19 protein-coding genes and 3 tRNA genes are annotated in these 21,926 nt (G+C 57.5%); 10 read left to right on the plus strand and 12 right to left on the minus strand.

Annotation, left to right across the window (positions count from 1 at the left end):
- Positions 1-50: 50 nt before the first annotated feature.
- The gene (locus ACR0DX_RS00180) at positions 51-1,115 is read right to left on the minus strand and encodes a PA0069 family radical SAM protein (RefSeq protein ID WP_480844816.1); all 1,065 of its coding nucleotides are present in this window, start codon (positions 1,113-1,115) and stop codon (positions 51-53) included.
- A 291-nt stretch (positions 1,116-1,406) separates the two neighbouring features.
- Between ACR0DX_RS00180 and ACR0DX_RS00185 the strand changes: the two genes are divergently transcribed.
- Both ACR0DX_RS00185 and ACR0DX_RS00190 read left to right on the plus strand, forming a co-directional pair.
- The gene (locus ACR0DX_RS00185; protein WP_170354299.1) at positions 1,407-2,105 is read left to right on the plus strand and encodes a corrinoid protein; all 699 of its coding nucleotides are present in this window, start codon (positions 1,407-1,409) and stop codon (positions 2,103-2,105) included.
- 79 nt (positions 2,106-2,184) lie between these two features.
- Positions 2,185-2,841: a DUF1638 domain-containing protein gene (locus ACR0DX_RS00190; protein WP_170354300.1), complete on the plus strand. Its 657-nt coding sequence runs from the start codon at positions 2,185-2,187 to the stop codon at positions 2,839-2,841.
- Between the two features lie 6 nt (positions 2,842-2,847).
- Here ACR0DX_RS00190 and ACR0DX_RS00195 read toward each other — a convergent pair whose 3' ends face one another.
- A complete protein-coding gene (locus tag ACR0DX_RS00195) occupies positions 2,848-3,258 on the minus strand; it encodes a SufE family protein (RefSeq protein ID WP_170354301.1) in 411 nt (136 codons plus the stop codon).
- Positions 3,259-3,396: 138 nt separating this feature from the next.
- Here ACR0DX_RS00195 and ACR0DX_RS00200 point away from each other — a divergent pair, with 138 nt between their 5' ends.
- A complete protein-coding gene (locus ACR0DX_RS00200; RefSeq protein ID WP_170354302.1) occupies positions 3,397-3,927 on the plus strand; it encodes a hypothetical protein in 531 nt (176 codons plus the stop codon).
- Between the two features lie 5 nt (positions 3,928-3,932).
- Here ACR0DX_RS00200 and rnd read toward each other — a convergent pair whose 3' ends face one another.
- From rnd to purM, 3 genes are all read right to left on the minus strand, one after another.
- Positions 3,933-5,090: a ribonuclease D gene (gene rnd, locus ACR0DX_RS00205; RefSeq protein WP_170354303.1), complete on the minus strand. Its 1,158-nt coding sequence runs from the start codon at positions 5,088-5,090 to the stop codon at positions 3,933-3,935.
- Positions 5,091-5,205: 115 nt separating this feature from the next.
- Positions 5,206-5,802: a phosphoribosylglycinamide formyltransferase gene (gene purN, locus ACR0DX_RS00210; RefSeq protein WP_170354304.1), complete on the minus strand. Its 597-nt coding sequence runs from the start codon at positions 5,800-5,802 to the stop codon at positions 5,206-5,208.
- Positions 5,799-6,845 (minus strand): phosphoribosylformylglycinamidine cyclo-ligase, encoded by a 1,047-nt coding sequence (purM, locus tag ACR0DX_RS00215; RefSeq protein WP_170354305.1) that lies wholly within the window; start codon positions 6,843-6,845, stop codon positions 5,799-5,801. Before purM ends, purN begins: the two co-directional genes overlap by 4 nt.
- A gap of 107 nt (positions 6,846-6,952) precedes the next feature.
- Between purM and ACR0DX_RS00220 the strand changes: the two genes are divergently transcribed.
- Positions 6,953-7,029: transfer RNA gene (locus tag ACR0DX_RS00220), tRNA-Ile, on the plus strand.
- 3 nt (positions 7,030-7,032) lie between these two features.
- On the opposite strand, the gene ACR0DX_RS00225 is transcribed toward ACR0DX_RS00220, so the two are convergent.
- Entirely contained in the window at positions 7,033-8,352 is a 1,320-nt protein-coding gene (locus tag ACR0DX_RS00225) for an ATP-binding protein (protein ID WP_170354306.1), read from the minus strand.
- 44 nt (positions 8,353-8,396) lie between these two features.
- Between ACR0DX_RS00225 and ACR0DX_RS00230 the strand changes: the two genes are divergently transcribed.
- From ACR0DX_RS00230 to ACR0DX_RS00240, 3 genes are all read left to right on the plus strand, one after another.
- On the plus strand, positions 8,397-9,311 hold the full coding sequence (locus ACR0DX_RS00230) for an MBL fold metallo-hydrolase (RefSeq protein WP_170354433.1): 915 nt from the start codon (positions 8,397-8,399) through the stop codon (positions 9,309-9,311).
- A gap of 75 nt (positions 9,312-9,386) precedes the next feature.
- Positions 9,387-9,461: transfer RNA gene (locus ACR0DX_RS00235), tRNA-Asn, on the plus strand.
- A gap of 129 nt (positions 9,462-9,590) precedes the next feature.
- A tRNA-Asn gene (locus tag ACR0DX_RS00240) sits at positions 9,591-9,665 on the plus strand.
- A 20-nt stretch (positions 9,666-9,685) separates the two neighbouring features.
- Here the strand turns inward: ACR0DX_RS00240 and ACR0DX_RS00245 are convergent.
- The 4 genes from ACR0DX_RS00245 to zwf form a co-directional block, all read right to left on the minus strand.
- Complete coding sequence (locus ACR0DX_RS00245; protein ID WP_170354307.1) at positions 9,686-11,305, minus strand: long-chain-fatty-acid--CoA ligase; 1,620 nt, start codon at positions 11,303-11,305, stop codon at positions 9,686-9,688.
- Between the two features lie 149 nt (positions 11,306-11,454).
- Positions 11,455-13,062, minus strand: coding sequence for a glucose-6-phosphate isomerase (pgi, locus tag ACR0DX_RS00250; protein WP_480844821.1), 1,608 nt, complete (start codon positions 13,060-13,062; stop codon positions 11,455-11,457).
- A 4-nt stretch (positions 13,063-13,066) separates the two neighbouring features.
- Complete coding sequence (gene pgl, locus ACR0DX_RS00255; RefSeq protein ID WP_170354309.1) at positions 13,067-13,738, minus strand: 6-phosphogluconolactonase; 672 nt, start codon at positions 13,736-13,738, stop codon at positions 13,067-13,069.
- Positions 13,735-15,183: a glucose-6-phosphate dehydrogenase gene (zwf, locus tag ACR0DX_RS00260; RefSeq protein WP_170354310.1), complete on the minus strand. Its 1,449-nt coding sequence runs from the start codon at positions 15,181-15,183 to the stop codon at positions 13,735-13,737. The genes pgl and zwf overlap by 4 nt, the downstream gene beginning before the upstream one ends.
- Positions 15,184-15,346: 163 nt before the next feature.
- Here zwf and ACR0DX_RS00265 point away from each other — a divergent pair, with 163 nt between their 5' ends.
- Complete coding sequence (locus ACR0DX_RS00265; protein WP_170354311.1) at positions 15,347-16,300, plus strand: radical SAM family protein; 954 nt, start codon at positions 15,347-15,349, stop codon at positions 16,298-16,300.
- On the opposite strand, the gene ACR0DX_RS00270 is transcribed toward ACR0DX_RS00265, so the two are convergent.
- Positions 16,297-16,962 (minus strand): lipid-binding SYLF domain-containing protein, encoded by a 666-nt coding sequence (locus tag ACR0DX_RS00270; RefSeq protein ID WP_170354312.1) that lies wholly within the window; start codon positions 16,960-16,962, stop codon positions 16,297-16,299. The two genes, ACR0DX_RS00265 and ACR0DX_RS00270, sit on opposite strands and share 4 nt — an antisense overlap.
- Positions 16,963-17,121: 159 nt before the next feature.
- Here ACR0DX_RS00270 and ACR0DX_RS00275 point away from each other — a divergent pair, with 159 nt between their 5' ends.
- On the plus strand, positions 17,122-18,666 hold the full coding sequence (locus tag ACR0DX_RS00275) for a caspase family protein (RefSeq protein WP_170354313.1): 1,545 nt from the start codon (positions 17,122-17,124) through the stop codon (positions 18,664-18,666).
- 4 nt (positions 18,667-18,670) lie between these two features.
- Here the strand turns inward: ACR0DX_RS00275 and ACR0DX_RS00280 are convergent, their stop codons facing one another.
- Positions 18,671-18,940 (minus strand): usg protein, encoded by a 270-nt coding sequence (locus ACR0DX_RS00280; protein ID WP_170354314.1) that lies wholly within the window; start codon positions 18,938-18,940, stop codon positions 18,671-18,673.
- Positions 18,941-19,134: 194 nt separating this feature from the next.
- On the opposite strand from ACR0DX_RS00280, the gene gyrA reads away from it, so the two are divergent.
- A complete protein-coding gene (gyrA, locus tag ACR0DX_RS00285) occupies positions 19,135-21,870 on the plus strand; it encodes a DNA gyrase subunit A (RefSeq protein WP_170724259.1) in 2,736 nt (911 codons plus the stop codon).
- Positions 21,871-21,926 lie beyond the last annotated feature (56 nt).

The raw sequence follows: 21,926 nt of genomic DNA on the forward strand, positions 1-21,926 counted from the left end.
TGCGGTTACAGATTGCAGAACGCCCCGGACCGGTTCCGGGGCGTTTTTCGTTAGAACAAAGCCAATTGGTCGCCCGCTTGCGGTGGCCTTGTGAACAGGTCCAGACGCAACGCCGGGGTGCGCGTGGCCAGCCCCAACCGTTTGACCGCCACGGTAAATCGTTTCGCAATCAGCGCGGCATATTCGCCCTCACCCCGCATCCGATGCCCCCAGCGCGGGTCATAGTCGCGGCCCCCATGCATCTCGCGTAGTTTCGACATGACTTTCTCCGCGCGGGCCGGTTCATGATCTGCCAACCAACGCTGCCACAGCTCGGACACTTCTCGTGGCAGGCGCAGCATGATCCAGCTGGCCGCATCGGCACCTGCGTCGCGCCCGGCCTCAAGCAGCTGTTCAAGCTCATGATCCGTCAAGCCGGGGATCAAAGGCGAGGTCATGACCCGCACCGGTACTCCCTCCTCGGTCAGCCGCCGTATGATCGCCAGACGCCGCCGGGGCGACGGGGCACGAGGCTCCATCCGGCGCGACAGGCCGGCGTCCAAAGTTGTTAGGGAAATCCCCACCCGTACCAGCCCCTTGGCTGCCATGGGGGACAAAATGTCCAGATCACGCTCGATCAAAGCACCTTTGGTGACGATTCCGACCGGGTGCTGAAAATCGCTTAAGACTTGCAGGCAATCCCTTGTAACAGAGCGTGTTTTTTCGACCGGTTGGTAAGGGTCAGTATTGGTGCCTAACGCCACTGTGGCCACCTTGTAGGATTTCGAGGACAGTTCCCGCCGCAGCACCTCGGCCGCGTTGGGCCGCGCGATCAAGCGTGTCTCAAAATCCAGCCCCGGCGACAGACCGAGATAGGCATGGGACGGCCGTGCAAAGCAATAAACACACCCGTGTTCGCATCCTCGATACGGGTTGATCGAGCGGTCAAACGGCAAATCGGGCGACCGGTTGTAGGTTATGATGCTGCGCGCGACCTCGTCGCGCAACTCGGTGCGCAATGGCGGTAGATCATCGTCCTCGGGCCATCCATCCGCGCAGCGTTCAGTGGTAAACGCTTCGAACCGACCAGCAGCATTTGTAGCGACACCTCGGCCCCGGATTTGCGCGTCAGTCATATTTGTTCTCTTTATGTTCTCCCTGCAGGTATACGCGCCATGCGCGGTTCAGGCAAGCACCCCTCGTCTTACGTGTTGATTTCAAATCGCTTGGCCAAACATGCCTGAATTGAACCGAATGCAGGATCATCTTGCAGATTATGACGTCGAGTTGATCAATATTTTGACGTATAGGTCGGTCTCGGAACCGCCAAGGTCGCAATCGTCACAGTCTAAATGCGACGTTTTGGCCAAAACGAAAAAAATGCCACCAATGGGCGCCAAGCCCGAACAGCTCTAGGGAAACACCCAATGTCCGATGAAGAAGACATCGTCCTGTCCGAACTGAATGACGAGGAATTGGTCGAACAGATGTTCGACGATCTTTACGACGGTTTGAAGGAAGAAATCGAAGAAGGTGTGAACATCCTGCTGGAACGCGGATGGACCCCCTATGACATTCTGACCAAGGCGCTGGTTGGCGGTATGACCATCGTAGGCCACGACTTCCGCGACGGCATCCTGTTTGTTCCCGAAGTTCTGCTAGCCGCAAACGCGATGAAGGGCGGCATGTCCATCCTGAAGCCGCTGCTGGCCGAAACCGGCGCACCGCGCGTTGGCAAGATGGTGATCGGCACCGTCAAGGGCGACATCCACGACATCGGCAAAAACCTTGTGTCGATGATGATGGAAGGTGCTGGTTTTGAGGTCGTCGATATCGGCATCAACAACCCGGTCGAGAACTACCTGGAAGCACTGGAAACCGAAAAGCCCGACATTCTGGGCATGTCGGCCCTGCTGACAACCACCATGCCGTACATGAAAGTCGTGATCGATACTCTGGTCGAGCAAGGTTTGCGCGAAGAATACATCGTACTGGTCGGTGGCGCTCCGCTGAACGAAGAGTTCGGAAAAGCCATTGGTGCCGACGCATATTGCCGCGACGCTGCCGTCGCCGTTGAGACCGCGAAAGACTTCGTGTCGCGCAAGCACAACCAACTGGCGGGCTGATCAGACGGACATCTGAATTCAGGGCCGTCCGGCAACGGGCGGCCCTTTTCGTTTACATCTTAGGCGCAGGAGCCAAGCCATGCCGCAGGACAATCTGCCAGACGATGCAAGCTTGACGACAGACGGATACGAGTCCGCTGCGCAAGGGCAAATTCTGTTGCTGGCTTGCGGCGCGCTGGCACGCGAGATTCTGGACCTGAAGAACCGCAATGGTTGGGACCATATGGATCTGACTTGCTTGCCCGCCATCTTACATGTCCATCCCGAGCGGATTACTCAGGCCGTGCAGGATGCAATCACCAAACATCGCACGCAGTACGACACGATCTATGTGGTCTATGCCGATTGCGGTACTGGCGGCCTGCTGCAAAACGCTTGTGCAGAATTGGGCGTCGAGATGGTCAAAGGCCCGCATTGCTATTCGTTTTTTGAAGGCAATGATGTTTTCGACGCACGCGGCGAGGATGAAACAACTGCCTTCTACCTGACCGATTTTCTGGCACGCCAGTTTGACGCCTTTGTTTGGAAGCCGCTGGGCCTGGACCGGCATCCTGAATTGCGCGACATGTATTTCGGCAACTACACGAAACTGGTCTATCAGGCTCAGACTGACGACCCGTTGCTGACGAAACGCGCTCAGGAATGCGCCGACCGCCTTGGCCTGGCATTCGAAAGGCGTTTCACCGGATATGGCGATCTCGAGTCGACGTTAACAGATTGGGCCAATCGCGGCTGAGTTACGTCACGCGTTCTCTTGCGCAACTTCGCGAATACGCTCGATCATCGCCCGCAGACCATTGGACCGCTGCGCTGAGAGGTGGTCGTTCAGGCCCAATCGCGCCAATTCTGCGCCGGCGTCAACCTTGGCAACCTCGGCAACTGGCACGCCATTGTACAAAGCCCGCAAAACCGCGATCAGGCCGCGCACGATCAGCGCGTCGCTGTCTCCGTCAAACCTAAATACTCCAGCTTCGATAACCGGATGCAGCCAGACCTGACTGGCGCAGCCATGAACCTTGGTTGCGGGAACTTTCAGCGCGTCCGCAAGGGGTTCCATAGCCTTGCCCTGCTCAATGACATGGCGATAGCGGTCTTCCCAGTCTTCCAGAAACTCGAAATCCTCGACGATGTCTTCAAAGGCAGGCGTTGCCATATCCCTGCGGTCCTTTCATTGCGGTCACAATCGTGACCTATGCCTCTGCCCCCTGCCTGTCCAGCCCCAGCGTGGGTTTTCAAAGCAGGGAATTTGCGTTAGGCCAGTGCGGGAAATACCGGTCAGAGCTATAAATCCATGCAAAAAACACTGTCTGTTCTTTTGGTCGCCACGCTAACACTGTCGGCTTGTAGCGGATGGCGCGAGTCGCGTGTAAATCCGACCAACTGGTTTGGGTCCAGCACGCCCGCACCTGCACCGACACAGGCTTTGGCCAATGACCCAAACGCACTGGTGCCCAAACAACGTGAAGGCGCCGGCCTATTCAGTCGGCCAGACCCCGTGGACAACAGCGTTGCTATTGCACGCGTTGATGAGCTGAGGATCGACCCAACACCCGGGGGTGCGATCATTCTGGTCACTGGTGTCGCTGCACGTCAGGGCGCCTATGATGCCCGACTCGTTCGCGTTGAAAGTGAGGAAAACCAGAAGAACGGCGTACTGGAATATACCTTCCGCGTATCGTATCCGGCCACAGCAACCAATCAAGGGACTGAACGGTCACGTCAGGTGTTGGATGCAATCAACGTGTCACAAGACGATCTGCAAGGCATCCGTCTGGTTCGCGTGGTCGGTCAGGAAAATGCTCTGGAATCGCGGCGACGCTAAGTCGGCTACAACGACACGACTTTGACCGACTGGCCCTTGGCTGCCAAGGCGATCTTACCTTCGCACAGTTTAAGGGCGTCTTCGCCAAACACTTCGAACCGCCAACCTGACATCGCAGGCAGGTCACGCTCGCCCGCCGCGATCTGATCCAACTCCGAGCTGGTGGCGATCAGTTTTGCTGCCACGCCCGAACTTTCGGTCTTGGACTTTAGCAATACCCGCAGCAGATCGGCCAACGCCGGATTGACCTTTAGCTTGTCGCGGCTGTTATCAACACGCGGCATCTGGTCAGGCGGGCAATTCACACCCTTTTTAACGGCCGCTAGAATACCTTCGGCAATCGCGCCTTTGCGCGCCTCGCGAAGCAACAAACGCGAGCCACCAAGATCAGACGGGGATTTCGGCTTGGTCGAGGCCAACTCGATCAGCGCGTCGTCCTTGAACACACGGCTGCGGGGTACGTTGTTTTCTTGCGCATAGGCCTCGCGAAACTGGGCCAACTCACGTACCACAGCCAAAAACTTGGCCGAGTTCGTTCGCGTCTTAACCCGTTTCCACGCATCTGCCGGGCGGACATCATAGGTTTCGGGGTGGGTCAGTATGCGCAGTTCTTCAGCAACCCAATGGCTGCGTTCTGTTTTATTCAACTCTTTCGCCAGATGTTCGTAGATCTGTCGCAGGTGGGTCACATCAGCCAAGGCATAGGTCTTTTGCGCGTCCGACAACGGACGGCGAGACCAGTCGGTGAAGCGCGAGGTCTTGTCCAAACCCTGCTTGCAAATCTTGCGCACCAACGTTTCATAACCGACCTGCTCTCCGAAGCCGCAAACCATCGCGGCAACTTGGGTATCGAACAGGGGCGTCGGGAACACATTTGCTTCAACCCAGAAGATCTCAAGATCCTGGCGGGCCGCGTGAAAAACCTTTACCACACCCTCGTTTCTGAACAGTTCGTACAGAGGCTCAAGCGACAATCCCTCAGACAGTGGATCGACAAGCACTGCGCTGTTCTCGTCCGAAGATGGCACCGCCAATTGCACCAGACAGAGTTTCGAATAATACGTCCGCTCGCGCAGGAACTCGGTATCGATTGTCACATAGTCATGGCTTGCAGCGGCCTTGCAGTATTCGGCCAGCTCTTGCGTCGTTGTCAGGGTCTTCATGCGCGGTGGGTTTTTGCTCTTGTTTTTCGTCGTAGCCCGTCGCTTTTGTGCCGTTCAGGGCGATAGCCCAGACCATAGGCCGAATAACACTGGCGTGTAAATCACTCTGCGGCGATCAGGGCAGCAACACAGGTGTGTGGTCGCCAGAGCTAAAGCGGCGCAACACGGCTGGATAGAGCTTATGTTCCCACACCAGAACCCGTGCCGCCAGAGTCGTAGGTGTGTCGTTTGGCTCAATCTGCAAACGGGCTTGGCCAAGGATCGGACCGTCATCCAATGCCGCCGTTACCTCGTGAACCGAACATCCATGTTCCTCATCGCCTGCCTCGATCGCGCGGGCATGCGTGTTCAAGCCCTTGTATTTCGGCAACAGTGAAGGGTGGATGTTCAGCATCCGCCCCTGAAAGCGCGATACAAAATCTCCGGTCAGAACACGCATGAACCCAGCCAGACAGACGATATCAGGCTGCGCGGCCTCAAGCGGTTTCAGCAGCTCTGCCTCGAACGCAGCGCGGTCGCCTTTGAACGGACGGTGATCGACCGAAGCCGTCGGGATGCCCCGCTCAGCCGCCTTGACCAGCCCCCCAGCCTGCGCATCATTGGACAGCACCAGACAGGGTCGCGCGGGGTGGTCGCCGGTCATGGAATCGACCAGCGACACCATGTTGGATCCCCCGCCCGAGATCAGGATGGCAACGCGCTTGTGGCTCACAGCAGTTTGCCAGTGTAGGCCACACCGGCCGCGTCGGTCACTGTGCCGATGCGCGATACGGTTTCCCCAGCTTCGACCAGCAGATCGGCCAGTTCATCGGCGCGGTCTTCGGCGCAGACTACGATCATGCCGATACCGCAGTTGAAGGTTTTCAACATCTCAGTCTCGGCAATCCCACCGGTTTCAGCCATCCAACGGAAGACGGGCGGCAAATCCCAGGCGTTCAGGTCGATCCCGGCACCCAGCCCTTCGGGCAAGACACGCGGCAGGTTTTCTGTCAAACCACCACCGGTGATATGGGCCAGCGCGTGAACGCCACCTGCCCGGATCGCTTGCAGCGCCTGCTTGACATAAAGACGCGTCGGCGTCAGCAGTGCCTCACCCAGCGTACCGTCGCTGAACGGCGACTCGGCGTCCCATCCTAGCCCCGAAATCTCGACCAGTTTGCGAACCAGCGAATAGCCGTTGGAATGCACCCCGTTCGACGCCAGCCCCAGCAGCACGTCGCCCTGCTGCACGCCTGCGGGCAGATGCGCGCCACGCTCCATCGCGCCGACCGAGAACCCGGCCAGATCAAAATCGCCATCGGGGTACATGCCGGGCATTTCCGCCGTCTCACCACCGATAAGGGCACAGCCGGACTGCACACAGCCCTCGGCGATGCCTTCGATGATCCGCGCGGCAGTATCCGTGTCCAGCTTGCCGGTGGCGAAGTAGTCGAGGAAAAACAGAGGCTCGGCGCCCTGACAGATCAGATCGTTGACGCACATGGCCACCAGATCAATGCCAACGCCATCAACCACGCCGGTATCAATAGCGATACGCAGCTTGGTGCCCACACCATCGGTCGCGCCCACCAGAATAGGATCGGTGTAGCCCGCATCCTTGAGGTCGAACAGAGCGCCGAATCCGCCCAGCCCGCTCATCACGCCCGAGCGATTGGTCCGCTTGGCCGCAGGTTTGATCCGGTCGACCAGCGCGTTGCCTGCATCAATATCAACACCCGCGTCCGCATAGGTGATTCCGTTCTTGCCCGCTGTCATGGCCAACCCCTTATGAATGGTTCCCGCGCGGGTTAGTCGATTGTGGCCGTCGTTGCAACGGTCAGGCTTGACGCGGGCGTTCACCGTGATACTCAAAGCGCTCAGACGGGCCTGTAGCTCAATTGGTTAGAGCAGAGCGCTCATAACGCTTTGGTTGCGGGTTCAAGTCCTGCCGGGCCTACCAAATTTACCGTCCTATGATGATATCCGCGCTGAGCCCGCCCAGGCGTTCACTTTTCCCAAGCCGCAAAACACCCCCGTGTGCGCGGGCAATATCCGCAACAATTGCAAGCCCCAGGCCAACACCGCTGCCTTGATTCTGGTTGCGCGCCGGGTCCAGGCGCGAGAACGGTTTCACGGCCTCGGTGCGCTGTTCTGGCGGAATGCCCGGCCCGTCATCTTCGACCCGGATACGCAGCGTTTTGGGGGTAAGCGATAGGCTGACCTCAGCTCGGTTTCCGTATCGAACAGCATTTCCGATCAGATTCTCGACAGCCCGGCGGATCGACGTTGGACGCAACATGGCGGTACCCGAGCCTTCGGTTGCGACAAGTTCAGCGGTATGCCCGGCCCGTTGGGCGTCGTTGACGATCTGTTTCAACAACTCAGACGGATCCACCTGTTCGGGCGCGCCTTCCGCCGCACCGCGTGAAAAGTCGAGAAACGCGTCCAGCAGCAGCTGCATTTCGTCCACGTCTTTTTGCAACGGCGTGGCTTCATCTTCGGGCAACATCGACAGCCCCAGTTTCAGACGGGTCAAGGGAGTGCGCAGATCGTGGCTGACACCTGACAACATCATGGTGCGCTGTTCCATTTGCCGCTCGATTCGGGCGCGCATATCGAGAAAAGCGTTTCCCGCGGCTCTGACCTCAATTGCGCCTCCGGGCGCGTACGGTACTACCCTGCCACGGCCAAACGCCTGCGCTGCATCAGCCAACCGGGTAATCGGACGCAGTTGGTTGCGCATATACAAGAACGATATCGACGTCATGATGACCGCAAAAAACACCATCGTCACAATCAGCTGGTGCGGAGCAGCCGGAGACAAGCGTCGCCGATCCATTGTAAGCTGCAACAATCCCAAATCTGTATTCAAATATAGGCGCGCTTCATCCCCACTGGGCAGCGCAATTGCCACCAGATTGGGTAGAAAGGCATGCAAATCGGAATCGACCTGCGGCGCAATGAAATCGTACCATCGGCGATAACCAACTTCGGGGCGTTCATTGATGCCAAGGAAACGCACCTTCATCTCAAGCGCGCTCAGATCAGGCCGAATCTCGGCCATGGCTTGCTGCTGGGTCTCGGCATCCTGCATCGTCGCAAGCACAAGCATCACCTCTCGGGAAGCCGTGCGTGTCATCTGCTCTGTCACGTCTTCAAGGTGTTTCTGCAAAAAGGCGATGCCAACAACAAGCAACAGTACGATCACTGGCAGAACCAGTATCAGGGCCGCTCGCGCATAAAGACTTCGCGGCATATAGGGTTTGAGCCATGCACTCGACATGCGCTAAACCTAACGGGCTGATCGGACAAGAGAAAGAGCGCAGAATGCAGGCCCCCGATGATTTCAACCCACCGCCCGGCCAAGCGGTCGAATTGCAAGCCGGGCTTAGGCGCATTCTGGCGCCGAACCCGTCGCCGATGACGTATCGCGGGACGAATACCTATTTGCTGGGCACAAAGGATTGCGCAGTCATCGACCCCGGACCGATGAGCGAGACACATCTGGACGCGATTTTATCCGCCCTTCAAGCGGGTCAACGCATAAGCCATATCATCGTCACGCATACCCATCTGGATCACTCTCCGCTCGCCGCTCTATTGGCGGGGCGCACCGGCGCGCCGATTCTGGCTTTTGGAGGCCCCGAAGCCGGACGCAGTACGGTGATGGCGGACCTGGCGCAACAGGGACTGGCCGGCGGCGGCGAAGGAATCGATACCGCCTTTCGTCCGGATATCGAACTCGCCGATGGCGAAACCATCGAAGGTGACGAGTGGCAGCTTGAAGTCATTCATACCCCGGGGCACTTGGGCAACCACATCGCTTTGGGCTGGGGCAATACATGCTTCACCGCCGATCATGTTATGGGATGGGCCAGCTCATTGGTATCACCCCCGGACGGAGATCTGACGGACTTTATGCAAGCCTGTCACCGTCTGCGCGACCGCACTTGGTCAACCTTTCACGCAGGACACGGTGCTCCTATCACTGATCCTGCTGCCCGGCTGGATTGGCTGATACAGCATCGCCTGACACGCGAGGCACAGATTCTGAGTGCGCTTGCCGATCAACCCGGCACGGCGCGACAATTGGCTGAGCGTATCTACATCGAAACTCCCAAAGCGTTGCTTCCTGCCGCCGAACGTAACGTGTTCGCTCATTTGGTCGATTTAACTATAAAATCAATGGCTTCACCGAAAGGAAACCTAGCTATAGACGCCGAATTCCATCGAATTGCATGATCAGAGAAATTTTTCGTTATTTCGGGTCGTTCCCCTCTGGACGGCAATTTTCGGGGTTGTTATACGGCCCTCAGTTCCGGCGTAGCTCAGCGGTAGAGCAGTTGACTGTTAATCAATTGGTCGTAGGTTCGATCCCTACCGCCGGAGCCAAATCCCCTTCGATGGCACACTGATTTGGCATGAAATGATCGTCGTCCTGCGGTCGATTTTTTTTCGTCAAAAAACTTCCCTCTCCCCTCTGGACGGCAGAGATTGTGATTGCTATACGGCGCGAACCGTTCCGGCGTAGCTCAGCGGTAGAGCAGTTGACTGTTAATCAATTGGTCGTAGGTTCGATCCCTACCGCCGGAGCCATTCTCTCTAGTTCTACGAACCTAAGCTTTCAGTGCGTTTTCGAAATCTGCGCGCAGATTGCGTTTAAGCACCTTTCCCGTCGCGTTCAGCGGCAGTGCATCTACAAAGACCACCTTGTCCGGCACCTGCCATTTGGCAATCTTACCGTCAAAAAACGCCAACAGCTCATCTTCACTCGGGTCTTGGCCTTCAGCCTTGACCGCAACAAGTAAAGGGCGTTCATCCCATTTCGGGTGGGGAACGCCGATGACGGCAGCCGTAGCCAGTTTGGGATGAGCCACGGCGATGTTTTCCAGCTCAACCGAACTGATCCACTCGCCACCTGACTTGATGATGTCTTTGGATCGGTCCCGAATGGTCATGTAACCGTCTGGGTCCAGCGTGGCGACATCGCCAGTAGCAAACCAACCATCCTGCAGCAGATCATCATCCTGCATCTGGAAATAGTTATCCAAAACCCAATGGCCGCGCACCATCAGGTCACCTTGCGTTTCTCCATCATTGGGAAGTTCGTTCCCGTCATCGTCCACGATCTTCAGTTCGACCCCATAACACGGGCGTCCCTGGCTTTCGCGCAGTTTGTGTTGTTCTTCGATTGGCAGGTCACCATGCTTTGCCAAAGGGTAATTCGCGGTTCCAAGCGGGCTCATTTCGCTCATGCCCCAAGCATGAACCGTGTCCACGCCATAGGTTTCGCGGAATGTCTCAATCATCGACGGTGGGCACGCGGCGCCGCCGATCACAGTACGTTCAAGGCTGTCTAACTTGCTGCCCGATTTCTGTGCATAGGCCAACAAGCCCTGCCAGATCGTCGGAACCCCCATAGCAAGCGTCACACCATAAGCGTCGATCAGCTTGACCAATGCTTCACCATGCAGATCCGGCCCGGGCAGAACCATGCGAGACCCCGACATGGCGCAAGCATAGGGTGAGCCCCACGCGTTCACATGGAACATCGGCACTACAGGCATGACCACATCCATCGCCGAATACCCGATCACGTCGCGCGTGTTTGAACCAAAGCTATGCAGCACAGTCGAGCGATGGGAATACAGCACCCCTTTGGGGTTTCCGGTCGTGCCAGAGGTGTAACACAGGCTGGATGCGGTGTTTTCGTCAAAACTCGGCCATTCGAAGCCCGCATCGCCTGTCTCGATCAGCTCGTCATAAAACTGCACGCCGGGGACTTGGGCAATCACATCCTCGTTTCGCGGTCCCATCAGAACAAAGTGTTCGACCTCGGTCAGATGGTCCTTCAGCGCCGCGACCAGAGGAATAAAGGTCGCGTCGAAGAACAGCACACGGTCCTGCGCGTGGTTGATGATGTAAGTCAGCTGTTCAGGGAAAAGGCGGGGGTTGATCGTATGACAGACAAACCCGGCACCAGAGGTTCCATAATAGATTTCAAGATGCCGACGATTGTTCCATGCCAGTGTTCCGATCCGCGCTTGAGGGTCTTGCCCCAATGCCGTCAGCGCCGACGCCAGCTTGCGCGCGTTCGTGGACACTTGTGACCAGTTGCTTTCGGTCACCGACCCGTCTGTCTCGACCGAGATGATCTCGGTTTGGCCGTGGTACCGATCCGCGTGCACAATGAGCGACGAGATCAGCAGCGGCTGCGTCATCATTTGTCCTAGCATGGACATCCTCCCTTTATTGATACCGCTTCTTGTCGGCGGCACCACATATTAGCTCGGCCAGTTGAAAGACCAAGTGATTGGGAAAACCCTGCCAAGCAATCCATTGCCTTACAACAAATTTATGCGCCCGCACGGCGGCAAGCAGAGGGTTACTCAGCCCGGTGTCGCAACGCGTATTCGACCAAAGCGGCAGTCGAACCATCTTTTCCAGCGGTGTCTTCCTCTCCGTCCACGATCGGACCCAGCGAAGTCGCAAGCTCTTTACCCAGTTCGACACCCCATTGATCGAACGAGTTGATACCCAGCAGAACACCTTCGACAAATACACGGTGTTCATAAAGCGCAATGATCTGACCAAGCACAAACGGTGTAAGCTGCGGATAGATCAACGTGGTCGACGGACGATTACCGGGAAAGACACGGTGGCGCGCCTGACGTTCTAGCTCGGCCCCGTCCAGCCCCTTAGCGGCCATCCGGTTTCGCGCCTCCTCCAAGGATCGACCTCGCATTAACGCCTCGGATTGCGCCAGACAGTTGGACAGCAACAAGCGATGATGATGGGCCAATTCAGGCTCGTGTCCTTGGGCTGCGACCATGAACTCGCACGGGATCACGTCGGTGCCTTGGTGGATCAGTTGGTAAAAGGCATGCTGACCGTTGGTTCCGGGTTCCCCCCAGACCACAGGCCCCGAGGGTACATCCAAGGTTGAACCATCCATCGCGACGGATTTGCCGTTCGACTCCATCTCAAGCTGTTGGAAATAGGCGGGCAGACGCAGAAGACGTTGATCATAGGGCAAAACCGCTCGGCTGGCGTGCCCCTGCACTTGCCGATGCCATATACCCACAAGGGCCAGCATCACCGGCATATTCTCGATCCAATCGGCGGCCCGGAAATGAACGTCCATCGACTGAGCGCCGCTCAGGAATGCGTCAAACGCGTTCGATCCCACGGCGATCATCACCGGCAAGCCCACCGGCCCCCAAACCGAGTATCGCCCGCCGACCCAATCGGCAAACCCGAACACGCGCTCTTCGGGAATGCCAAAGGCCCGGGTTTTGTCCATGGCGCTTGAGACGGCGGCGAATTGGCGTGCCGGATCGCCGCCCCCCTCGGACATCCAAGCCCGTGCCGTACGGGCATTGGTCATGGTTTCGATCGTTGTGAAGGTTTTCGAGGCAACAATCACCAGAGTACGCGTCGGGTCCAGCTGGCGCAGAATATCCGCGATATGTGCCCCATCCACATTGGATACATAGTGTACCCGAGGGCCGTCGCGATACGGCGACAGCGCATGCGTCGCCATCACCGGCCCCAAATCGGACCCGCCAATGCCGATATTCACCACATCGGTAAAACTGCCCCCTGCCCCAGCATAGGTTCCCCCACGCACTTCTTCAGCAAAGACCCGCATCCGTTGCAGAGTGTCCAGAACGTCGGGCATGACATCCAGCCCGTCGACCTCGACCGGGCCACCGTCGAGGTTACGCAGCGCTGTATGCAAAACCGCGCGGCCTTCGGTTTCGTTGATCTTAGCGCCCGAGAACATGGCATCACGACGATCAGCCAGATTCGATTGGTCGCAAAGACCGATCAGAGCTGTGCGAATGTCGGCGTCAATCTGGGTCTTGGAATAGTCGAACAACAAATCACCGGTCGAGGCTGAAAACGCCTGCGCCCGGTCGGGGTGCTGATCGAACAGCTGCAGAATGGTCTTTGTGTCGCCCGACAGACTCTTGAGATCATCCAGTTTCATCGCCTCACTCCGCCCAATGAACTGTCATACCGCTGAGAACAGCACCAATCGGTGCCTCTTCCGGCGGCAAGGCCATCGCCTTGTTCAAAGCGTCGCGCTTGGCCGCGCCGAAAATAACCAGATGCTTGGACAGCGCTCCGTCCAGTACGGGTGCCGTCAGCGAAATGCGTGCCTCGGGCTGGGTCTGTGTACGCGCAACGGCCAGCGGCGGTGCGTGACTGTCCAAGGCAGCGGCAAGCCCCTCCATCCCCGGAAACAGCGAGGCAGTGTGCATGTCCTCGCCCATGCCCAGAACCAGGACAGACAAGGGCAGAACCGGGGAGATAAGGCTTTCGATCTCGGGCAGAACTGCGTCCGGGTCTTTACCGTCGACATACAGGGGAACATATTGCGCGACCGAAGCGCGATTTGTCAGCAAGCGTTGACGGATCAGTCGTTCATTCGAACGCTCGCTGTCACCGGGGACGCAGCGTTCATCGGTGGGCAGGATGCGAACGCGGTCCCACTCCAGATCAGCGGCGCACAATCCGTCAAAGATCGGCCCCGGCGTGGTGCCGCCGGGCACCGCGAACGAGACCATGTCATGGTGCAGCAAGGCGGCCTCAAGCTCTCCGGCCAACGCGTTGGCAACGTCGATAGCCAGCATGTCCCGGTCGGGGTATTCCTGAATTTTCATGGGTTTATTCCTTGCCAGCGGCGACCGTCTCGTTTCATCAGCAGCTCGGCGTCGCCCGGACCTGTGCTGCCACTATCATATGGTTTCGGCACATCGCCGCGCGCCTGCCAACCCGCAATAACCGGATCGGTCCAGGCCCATGCGGCCTCGACCTCATCGCCGCGCATGAACAGGGTCTGGTTGCCGCGTATGACGTCCATCACCAACCGCTCATACGCGTCGGGTGGGTCCTGATTTTCCGGCCCCAATGCCTCGGCAAAACTCATGTCCAGCGGCACGTCGACCAAACGCATACCGCCCGGCCCCGGCTCTTTGATCGTCACCTTCAAGGTAATGCCTTCGTTTGGTTGCAACCGGATTGACAAGACATTCGCGTGCCGGCCGGCGTCAGCGCCAAAGATCGAGTGCGGCGCGTCCTTGAACATTACGTTGATCACCGAAGACCGCGCGACCAACCGCTTGCCGGTGCGCAAATAGAATGGAGTGCCCGCCCATCGCCAATTGCTGACATGCGCCTTCAGCGCCACGTAGCTTTCCGTGGTCGAGCGCGGATTGCCTACGATTTGGCGATACCCGGTATCTTCATCCTCGAACTGGCCGCGAACGATATGGTGCGGCTCGACCGGGTCCAGAGCGCGGATCACCTTGAGTTTTTCGTCCCGCACGGCGTCGGGGTCAAACTTCGCCGGAGGCTCCATCGCGATCAGGCACAACAGCTGCATCAGGTGGTTCTGCATCATGTCACGCATCGCACCCGCGCGATCGTAATACTCTTCGCGCCCGTCAATCCCGACGGACTCGGCCACCGTTATCTGGATGTGATCGACATATTGACTGTTCCAGAGCGGTTCGAACAGCATGTTCCCAAAGCGCACGGCCATCAGGTTCTGGACCGTCTCTTTTCCAAGATAGTGATCGATCCGGTAAATCTGTTTTTCCGAGAAATAAGCGGCCAAAGTCGCGTTCAGCGCCTGAGCACTGGCCAGATCATGGCCAAAAGGCTTTTCCACCACGATCCGCGTCAATGGTGAAATCAGGTCATGAGCCTCGATCCTCTCGGCCAAGGGTCCGAACAGGTTTGGCCCTACTGAAAAGTAGAACGCCCGGACCCGCTCGGGTTTGAGCTTGTCCGCCAATTGCACCCACCCATCATTTGACGAACCGTCAAGCGAGACATAATCGATACGCTGCAAAAATGCCTCTAACGCAGGACCGTTTTTGCACTGCTTTGCAGCGAATTTCAAAAGCGATTCGCGGACGGCTTTACGAAACGAAACGCTGTCATAATTGGTCCGCGCAGCCCCGATGAGTTGCGCGCCCTCGGCCCATTGCCCGGCGCAAAACCGGCGAAACAGCGCCGGCAGGATCTTGCGCTGCGCAAGATCACCGGTTCCGCCAAATATGACCAGGTCGAACGGATCAACAGGGATAACACGAGAAACCATGTGTTTTCCTTACCTTGCCCTCTGGGTTATGTCCAATGTTAGCGCAACCATCGGAGCCATTATCCTCATCTTCAAAACTTTGTCAGGTCGTTGATGTCGCACTTAACGAACACATATCAAACAGCTAATTCAGTGACATGACTTCAAAGAACCGGATACCGGAATGAAAGACAACGCCCCAAGCAGCGCCAATATCGGCAAATTTCAGGACAAATTGGTAACGGCGGACGGGCAAGCCCGTGCGACGGTGGCGTTGAAGAACCCCGAAACGTTGTGGTTCAACACTGGTACCTTGTGCAACATCGAATGCCAGAACTGCTATATTCTCAGCAGCCCGACCAATGACGCACTGGTCTATATCACTGCTGACGAAGTGCGCGACTATCTGGACCAGATCGAACAGCGAAACTGGCCCATACGCGAGATCGGCTTTACCGGCGGCGAGCCGTTCATGAACCCCGAGATGATCGACATGACCCGCTCCGCTCTTGAACGCGGTTATGAGGTTTTGATTCTGACCAATGCGATGGTGCCAATGATGCGCCGGAAGATGCGCGACGGACTGCTGGCGTTGCAGCAGGATTATGGGGATAAGCTGACCCTTCGGATTTCCGTCGACCACTACAACCCTGCCCTGCATGATGAAGAGCGCGGCAAAGGCAGCTTTGCCAAGACGGTAACCGGAATGGAGTGGTTGCGCGACAACGGGTTTCAGATGGCAGTTGCCGGTCGTACCGTGTGGGGCGACAGTGATGCTGACAGCCGGGCCGGATATGCGTCATTCTTCCAGCAACACGGTTTTGACATTGACGCGCAGAACCCGGCTCAAACCGTTCTGTTCCCCGAAATGGATGAAACCATCGAAGTACCCGAGATCACAACAGCTTGTTGGGCCATTCTGGACAAATCCCCCGAAGCCGTCATGTGTTCAAATGCGCGGATGGTCGTGAAACGCAAAGGCGCGGAAAAGCCCGCGGTTCTGGCCTGCACCTTGTTGGCGTATGAGCCCGAGTTCGAAATGGGGTCCACTCTGGCCGAAGCCGAAGCGGACGTGCATCTGAACCATCCTCATTGCGCCAAGTTTTGCGTGTTGGGTGGTGCGAGCTGTTCAGGCTAGTTCAGTTCAGGAGACTTCCAGTATTTAGTTCCCGAAGCCCCTGCGGACACGCGCCAGCCTTTTTTACTGAGCACAAAGAATGACCGCCCATCGGTAAAACGCAGGGTATCGCCCTCTTTTTCGTAGCCGTGCATGGCTTCGGCTTCTGCAGTTGCATCGTATCCTTGGTCGATAAACTTGTCCAAATCTGCCTGAGTTTCGAACAGGATCACATATTTCGTTTCAAATCCGCCAATGCCAAGCGCAGCCCCTACACCGCCCGTGCCCATGTTCATGTAGGTGTGCTCGCCCGTTTCTTTCGAAACGGCCACCCCACGCCCGTAACCTGCGGCAACCGGGAATACAGTGATTTTACGGGAATCAAACACAGCATACCCTGCGCTTACGTCATATAGCGCCTGAGCCTGTGGGTTTTCGACCATGAGCTGGTTCAAGATCTGGCTGGCCATAGCGTCCAACTTGGCACGCGTTTCTTCCGGTGTGGCCTCGTTTGACAAAAGTTCAGTGGTCGAATCTACGGTATCACCGACCGCATCGACACCTTTGCCGACAGTTTGCCCGACCTTCTCGGCCCCTTTTTTCAGGTTTCCCATTATGCCGTCCGCCAAAACCGGACTGCCCAACATGGTCGCGACTGCGATCACGAAACTTAACCTGTTCATCTGCTCCTCCTCGAACGGTCACTCTTTAAAACAGATCATAAGCAAACACGCTTCAAAATCTACGATCCATGCCTGACAAGGCAATGTAATCGAAGTCACTGACCTTTTCACTGCTACACGCTATGTTTTCCGCAGGTCGACTTATGAAAGGTAGCCCGGATGAAATGGTTTTGGATCGTTTGGTTTGCGGTCATTGGCATGCCCTTGTTCGCGCAAGAGCGTCTGGCCCTCGTCATCGGAAATGACAGCTACGATACAGTGGTCGATTTGCAAAAGGCCGTAGCCGATGCCGAGGCAGTGTCGGAAAAACTGCAAGGTTTAGGCTTTCAGACGATCACCGGCCTCAACCTTGATCGTCGCGGCATGAATCAGCGCATTTCAGAATTCACATCTCGACTGGATGCGGGCGATACCGCGTTTGTTTTCTTCGCAGGACATGGCGTCGAAATCGACGGAGAGAATTATCTGCTGCCGACCGACATTGTAACCCCCACGTCCGGCGAGACCGGCTTTGTAAAAGCCGAGTCCATAGCCCTGTCGAGCCTGTTGGATCGTGTGCGTGCCACTGGTGCGCGGACCTCTATTGCGATCATCGATGCATGCCGCGACAACCCTTTTGAAACGACGAATGGGCGCAGCATCGGCGGAACACGTGGTCTTGGTCGGATCAACACGCCGCAAGGGATGTTCGTGATTTTCTCGGCTGGCGCTGGTCAAATGGCCCTGGACCGGCTGAGCGATGAGGACGCGGCGCAAAACTCGGTGTTCACCCGCGCCCTGCTGCCGCGCCTGTCAGAACCCGGGCTGGAATTGCGCAGTATGGTCGCCGATCTGCGCACCGAAGTGCGCGACCTTTCCCAAACCGTTCAGCATAACCAAGTCCCTGCGTATTATGACGAATTGCTGGGTGATTTCTATTTCACACCCGCCGCTCTGGAAACCACGGAAGTCGCAGCGGCACCCGCAACGGATATTCGCGCCGATCTGAGCATTGCGCGGTCCGTCGGCACGATTGCCGCTTTCGACACGTTTCTTGAAAACTACTCGGATCAATCTGATGACTATTCCTATCAAGTTGCACTGCAACTCCGAGAGGTTTTGGTCAGCTCAGATACCTTAACGCAGACCGATGACACTGTTCCCTTCGACAATGAGCTACCAGTTGTTTCCGATGACATTAAGGTCATGCGCGAAACACAAGCTGCATTGAACAGGCTTGGATGTAGCGCCGGTAGAGCGGACGGAATCGCAGGCCCCAGAACCCGACGCGCTTTTGCCAACTATCTGTCCGCCAGTGGCTCGGAACTGGGCGCTGATGATCTGGGCACGAAACACGCGCTAGAGGAGCTTGACGCAAAAAGCGGAACGGTTTGCAAAGCCGTGGCCTCTGCCCGAACACCGACAGCACCGGCTGTGACCCTGACCGGAAGCTGGCAATACAAAGCGACCTGCGCCTTGATCATCAAGGTTACGGGATCAATCAATTATGCCAACGCGGGCGGGAATAAGTTTACCGGAAGCCTCACTGATTCATTGGGACAGAACGCCAACACTGTGGTCTTTCTGAACGATCAGCAACTCAGCGGTACAGATTACTTCCCGGGCATAACGGTGACTTGGCGTGGACGCCTGTCCGAAGATGGCAACAGCTTTACAGGCAGCGGTTCAACCGGCTGCTCAGTCTATGCATGGCGGGTCGGCTGATCCGCTAATTTACTCGAAACTCACCCACCATGTTGCGCCATTCACCCGGTGCGATCATCTTGCGATGCGTATAGCGCACGGAATGCAGCGGGCCGTCGATCTCGTGCTGCCAGAATTCGATGAAGTCGAACAGTTTCGGATGGTCCGGGGCAAGATCGTAATCCTGCCAGATGAACGTGTTCAGGACGTGGATATAGTCGGGCATGTGGTAGAAGAATTCCGCCGTTGTCAGCCCGTACCCTTTCAGCATCAATTCGGTTTCGCTTTGCGTCATTCAGACCTCCAAGTTTATTGCAAGGTCTCTTTAGGGTAGCACGGAAACCACCTAATACTTGGATAACAATATGTTACCCAACTGTTACCCTAGCTTTTTCGGCGGAAATGATCAGCTTGCTTGCACCTTATGTGCCGGGTCTGATAGAGTGCATCCACAAGATATAGACCCAAGCTAAAGATCGGGCAGTTTACGTGAGCGATACGCCAGAAACCCCAGAAAACATGGATGAAACCCCGCCCGAGCGCCCCGTTTATGACGGTCCGACGGTGTCTATCGAATCCGAGATGCGCACGTCCTATCTGGATTATGCCATGTCGGTCATCGTCAGCCGCGCGATCCCTGATCTGCGCGACGGGCTGAAACCGGTGCACCGGCGGATTCTGTATGCGATGCACGAAACCGGCAACACGCATGACAAGGCCTATCGCAAATCGGCCCGTCCGGTCGGCGATGTGATGGGTAAATACCACCCGCACGGTGACAGCGCGATTTATGACGCGCTGGTGCGGATGGCACAGGATTTCTCAATGTCGCTGCCGCTGCTGGATGGTCAGGGCAACTTTGGCTCGATGGACGGCGATAACCCGGCGGCCATGCGATATACCGAAGTGCGGATGGACAAGCCCGCCGCCTCTCTGCTGGCCGATATCGAAAAAGAGACGGTCGATTTTCAGGACAACTACGACGGTAAGGATAAAGAGCCGACCGTCCTGCCTGCCCGGTTTCCGAACATGCTGGTAAATGGTGCTGGCGGTATCGCTGTTGGTATGGCGACGAATATCCCTCCACACAATCTGGGCGAAGTGGTCGATGCCACGCTGGCGCTGATCGACGATCCGGACCTGACGTCGGAGCAACTGATCGAATACGTCCCCGGCCCGGATTTTCCGACCGGCGGCGTCATGTTGGGCCGCTCGGGTGCACGCAAAGCCTATCTGGAAGGCCGTGGCAGCGTCATCATCCGCGCGAAAACGCGCGTGGAAGAGTTGCGCAAGGACCGCTACGCCATCGTCGTGGACGAGATTCCCTATCAGGTGAACAAAGCCTCGATGATAGAAAAGATCGCCGAAGCGGTGCGCGAAAAACGCATCGAAGGCGTGGCCCATGTGCAGGACGAGTCCGACCGCAACGGCGTGCGCGTGGTCGTTGAACTGAAGCGCGATGCGACGCCCGAAGTGGTGCTGAACCAGCTTTATCGTTTCTCACCGATGCAGACCTCCTTTGGCTGCAACATGCTGGCCCTGAACGGTGGGCGGCCCGAGCAACTGACCCTGCGCCGGTTCCTGACGTCGTTCATCGACTTCCGCGAAGACGTCGTCGCCCGCCGGACAGCCTATGATCTGCGCAAAGCGCGGGAACGCAGCCATATCCTGTGTGGTCTGGCTGTGGCCGTCTCGAACGTAGACGAAGTGGTTGCCACGATCCGGTCTTCGGCAGACGCCGCCGAGGCGCGCGAGAAACTGATGACGCGCCGCTGGCCTGCGGCCGAGATCGAGGGCTACCTGCGTCTGATCGACGATCCTCTGTCCAAGATGAACGACGACGGCACCTATAACCTGACCGAGGTTCAGGCCCGCGCCATTCTGGAACTGCGCCTGCAGCGCCTGACCCAACTGGGCGTCAAAGAGGTCACGGACGAGCTGGAGCAACTAGCGGCCAAGATTAAGGAATACCTCGATATCCTGTCCTCACGCGAGCGCATCATGTCGATCATCGGCGATGAGCTGCGCGAAGTCCGTGAGCAGTTTGCCGTCCCCCGTCGCACCGAGATCGTCGACTGGTCCGGCGACATGGAAGACGAAGACCTGATCGAGCGGGAAGACATGGTCGTAACCGTCACCTCGGGCGGTTATATCAAGCGCACGCCGCTTGCCGATTTCCGGGCGCAAAAGCGTGGCGGCAAGGGCTTGTCGGGAATGCAGACCAAGGAAGAGGACGTAGTCACCACCCTCTTCGTGGCCAACACCCATACGCAGCTGCTGTTCTTCACCACTGATGGCATGGTCTACAAGCTCAAGACCTGGCGCCTGCCGCAATCAGGACGCACCGGCAAGGGCAAGGCGATCGTCAACATCCTGCCGATCCCGACCGGTGTCTCCATCGCGGCGATCATGCCGGTGGATGTGCCGGATGAGGAATGGGAAAACCTGCAGATCATGTTCGCCACCAGCGCGGGCACGGTGCGGCGCAACCGTCTGTCGGATTTCACCAACGTCAAGCGCAATGGCAAAATCGCCATGAAGTTCGAGGACGAGCACGCCGAAACCAAGCTGATCAACGCGCGCATCTGTTCCGAAGATGACGACGTGATGCTGGTAACCAAATCCGGCCGCGCGATCCGCTTCCCGTCCACGGATGTGCGGGTGTTCAACAGCCGATCCTCGGTTGGTGTGCGGGGCGTGCGCCTGAACGGCGAGGATGAGGTTGTTTCGATGTCGATCATCCGTCACTTCGACGCGAGCTCGGACGAGCGCGCGGCTTACCTCAAGATGCGCCGCCTGATGGCCGGTGTCACCGATGAGGCCGAGGGCGATGACGAGGAAGGCAACGCAGATAGTGTTCTCCCGCAGGAACGCTACGCCGAGATGTCGGCAGCCGAAAACTTGATCCTGACGATCACCAAGGGCGGTGCAGGCAAGCTGAGTTCCAGCCACGATTACCCCGTGCGCGGGCGTGGCGGCATGGGCGTTGCGGCGATGGACAAAGCCATGCGCGGCGGAGAGCTTGTGGCCTCGTTCCCGGTCGAGATCGACGATCAGATCATGCTGGCCACCTCCAAGGGGCAGTCGATCAGGGTTCCGGTCGACGGCATTTCTTTCCGGTCGCGCAGCGCGGGCGGCGTGCGGGTGTTCAACACCGGGAAAGGCGAAGAGGTCGTTAGCGTCGCATGGATCGCCGATCAGGGTGACGAAGAAGCCGAGGAATAGGCAAAACTGCTAACAACAAATCCGGCCCCGCACCTTTTGCTGCGGGGCTTTTTTTC

This window comes from Ruegeria sp. D3 (assembly GCF_056534465.1).

What these genes read in the sequence shown, in the direction of transcription:
- ACR0DX_RS00225 (WP_170354306.1), bottom strand. Translation starts at nt 8,352, where the DNA reads ATGTCGAGTGCATGGCTCAAACCCTATATGCCGCGAAGTCTTTATGCG.
- rnd (WP_170354303.1), bottom strand. Translation starts at nt 5,090, where the DNA reads ATGAAGACCCTGACAACGACGCAAGAGCTGGCCGAATACTGCAAGGCC.
- ACR0DX_RS00280 (WP_170354314.1), bottom strand. Translation starts at nt 18,940, where the DNA reads ATGACGCAAAGCGAAACCGAATTGATGCTGAAAGGGTACGGGCTGACA.
- pgl (WP_170354309.1), bottom strand. Translation starts at nt 13,738, where the DNA reads ATGAAAATTCAGGAATACCCCGACCGGGACATGCTGGCTATCGACGTT.
- ACR0DX_RS00245 (WP_170354307.1), bottom strand. Translation starts at nt 11,305, where the DNA reads ATGCTAGGACAAATGATGACGCAGCCGCTGCTGATCTCGTCGCTCATT.
- ACR0DX_RS00275 (WP_170354313.1), top strand. Translation starts at nt 17,122, where the DNA reads ATGAAATGGTTTTGGATCGTTTGGTTTGCGGTCATTGGCATGCCCTTG.
- ACR0DX_RS00200 (WP_170354302.1), top strand. Translation starts at nt 3,397, where the DNA reads ATGCAAAAAACACTGTCTGTTCTTTTGGTCGCCACGCTAACACTGTCG.
- ACR0DX_RS00190 (WP_170354300.1), top strand. Translation starts at nt 2,185, where the DNA reads ATGCCGCAGGACAATCTGCCAGACGATGCAAGCTTGACGACAGACGGA.
- pgi (WP_480844821.1), bottom strand. Translation starts at nt 13,062, where the DNA reads ATGAAACTGGATGATCTCAAGAGTCTGTCGGGCGACACAAAGACCATT.
- ACR0DX_RS00185 (WP_170354299.1), top strand. Translation starts at nt 1,407, where the DNA reads ATGTCCGATGAAGAAGACATCGTCCTGTCCGAACTGAATGACGAGGAA.
- ACR0DX_RS00180 (WP_480844816.1), bottom strand. Translation starts at nt 1,115, where the DNA reads ATGACTGACGCGCAAATCCGGGGCCGAGGTGTCGCTACAAATGCTGCT.
- ACR0DX_RS00270 (WP_170354312.1), bottom strand. Translation starts at nt 16,962, where the DNA reads ATGAACAGGTTAAGTTTCGTGATCGCAGTCGCGACCATGTTGGGCAGT.
- ACR0DX_RS00195 (WP_170354301.1), bottom strand. Translation starts at nt 3,258, where the DNA reads ATGGCAACGCCTGCCTTTGAAGACATCGTCGAGGATTTCGAGTTTCTG.
- ACR0DX_RS00265 (WP_170354311.1), top strand. Translation starts at nt 15,347, where the DNA reads ATGAAAGACAACGCCCCAAGCAGCGCCAATATCGGCAAATTTCAGGAC.
- ACR0DX_RS00230 (WP_170354433.1), top strand. Translation starts at nt 8,397, where the DNA reads ATGCAGGCCCCCGATGATTTCAACCCACCGCCCGGCCAAGCGGTCGAA.
- purM (WP_170354305.1), bottom strand. Translation starts at nt 6,845, where the DNA reads ATGACAGCGGGCAAGAACGGAATCACCTATGCGGACGCGGGTGTTGAT.
- zwf (WP_170354310.1), bottom strand. Translation starts at nt 15,183, where the DNA reads ATGGTTTCTCGTGTTATCCCTGTTGATCCGTTCGACCTGGTCATATTT.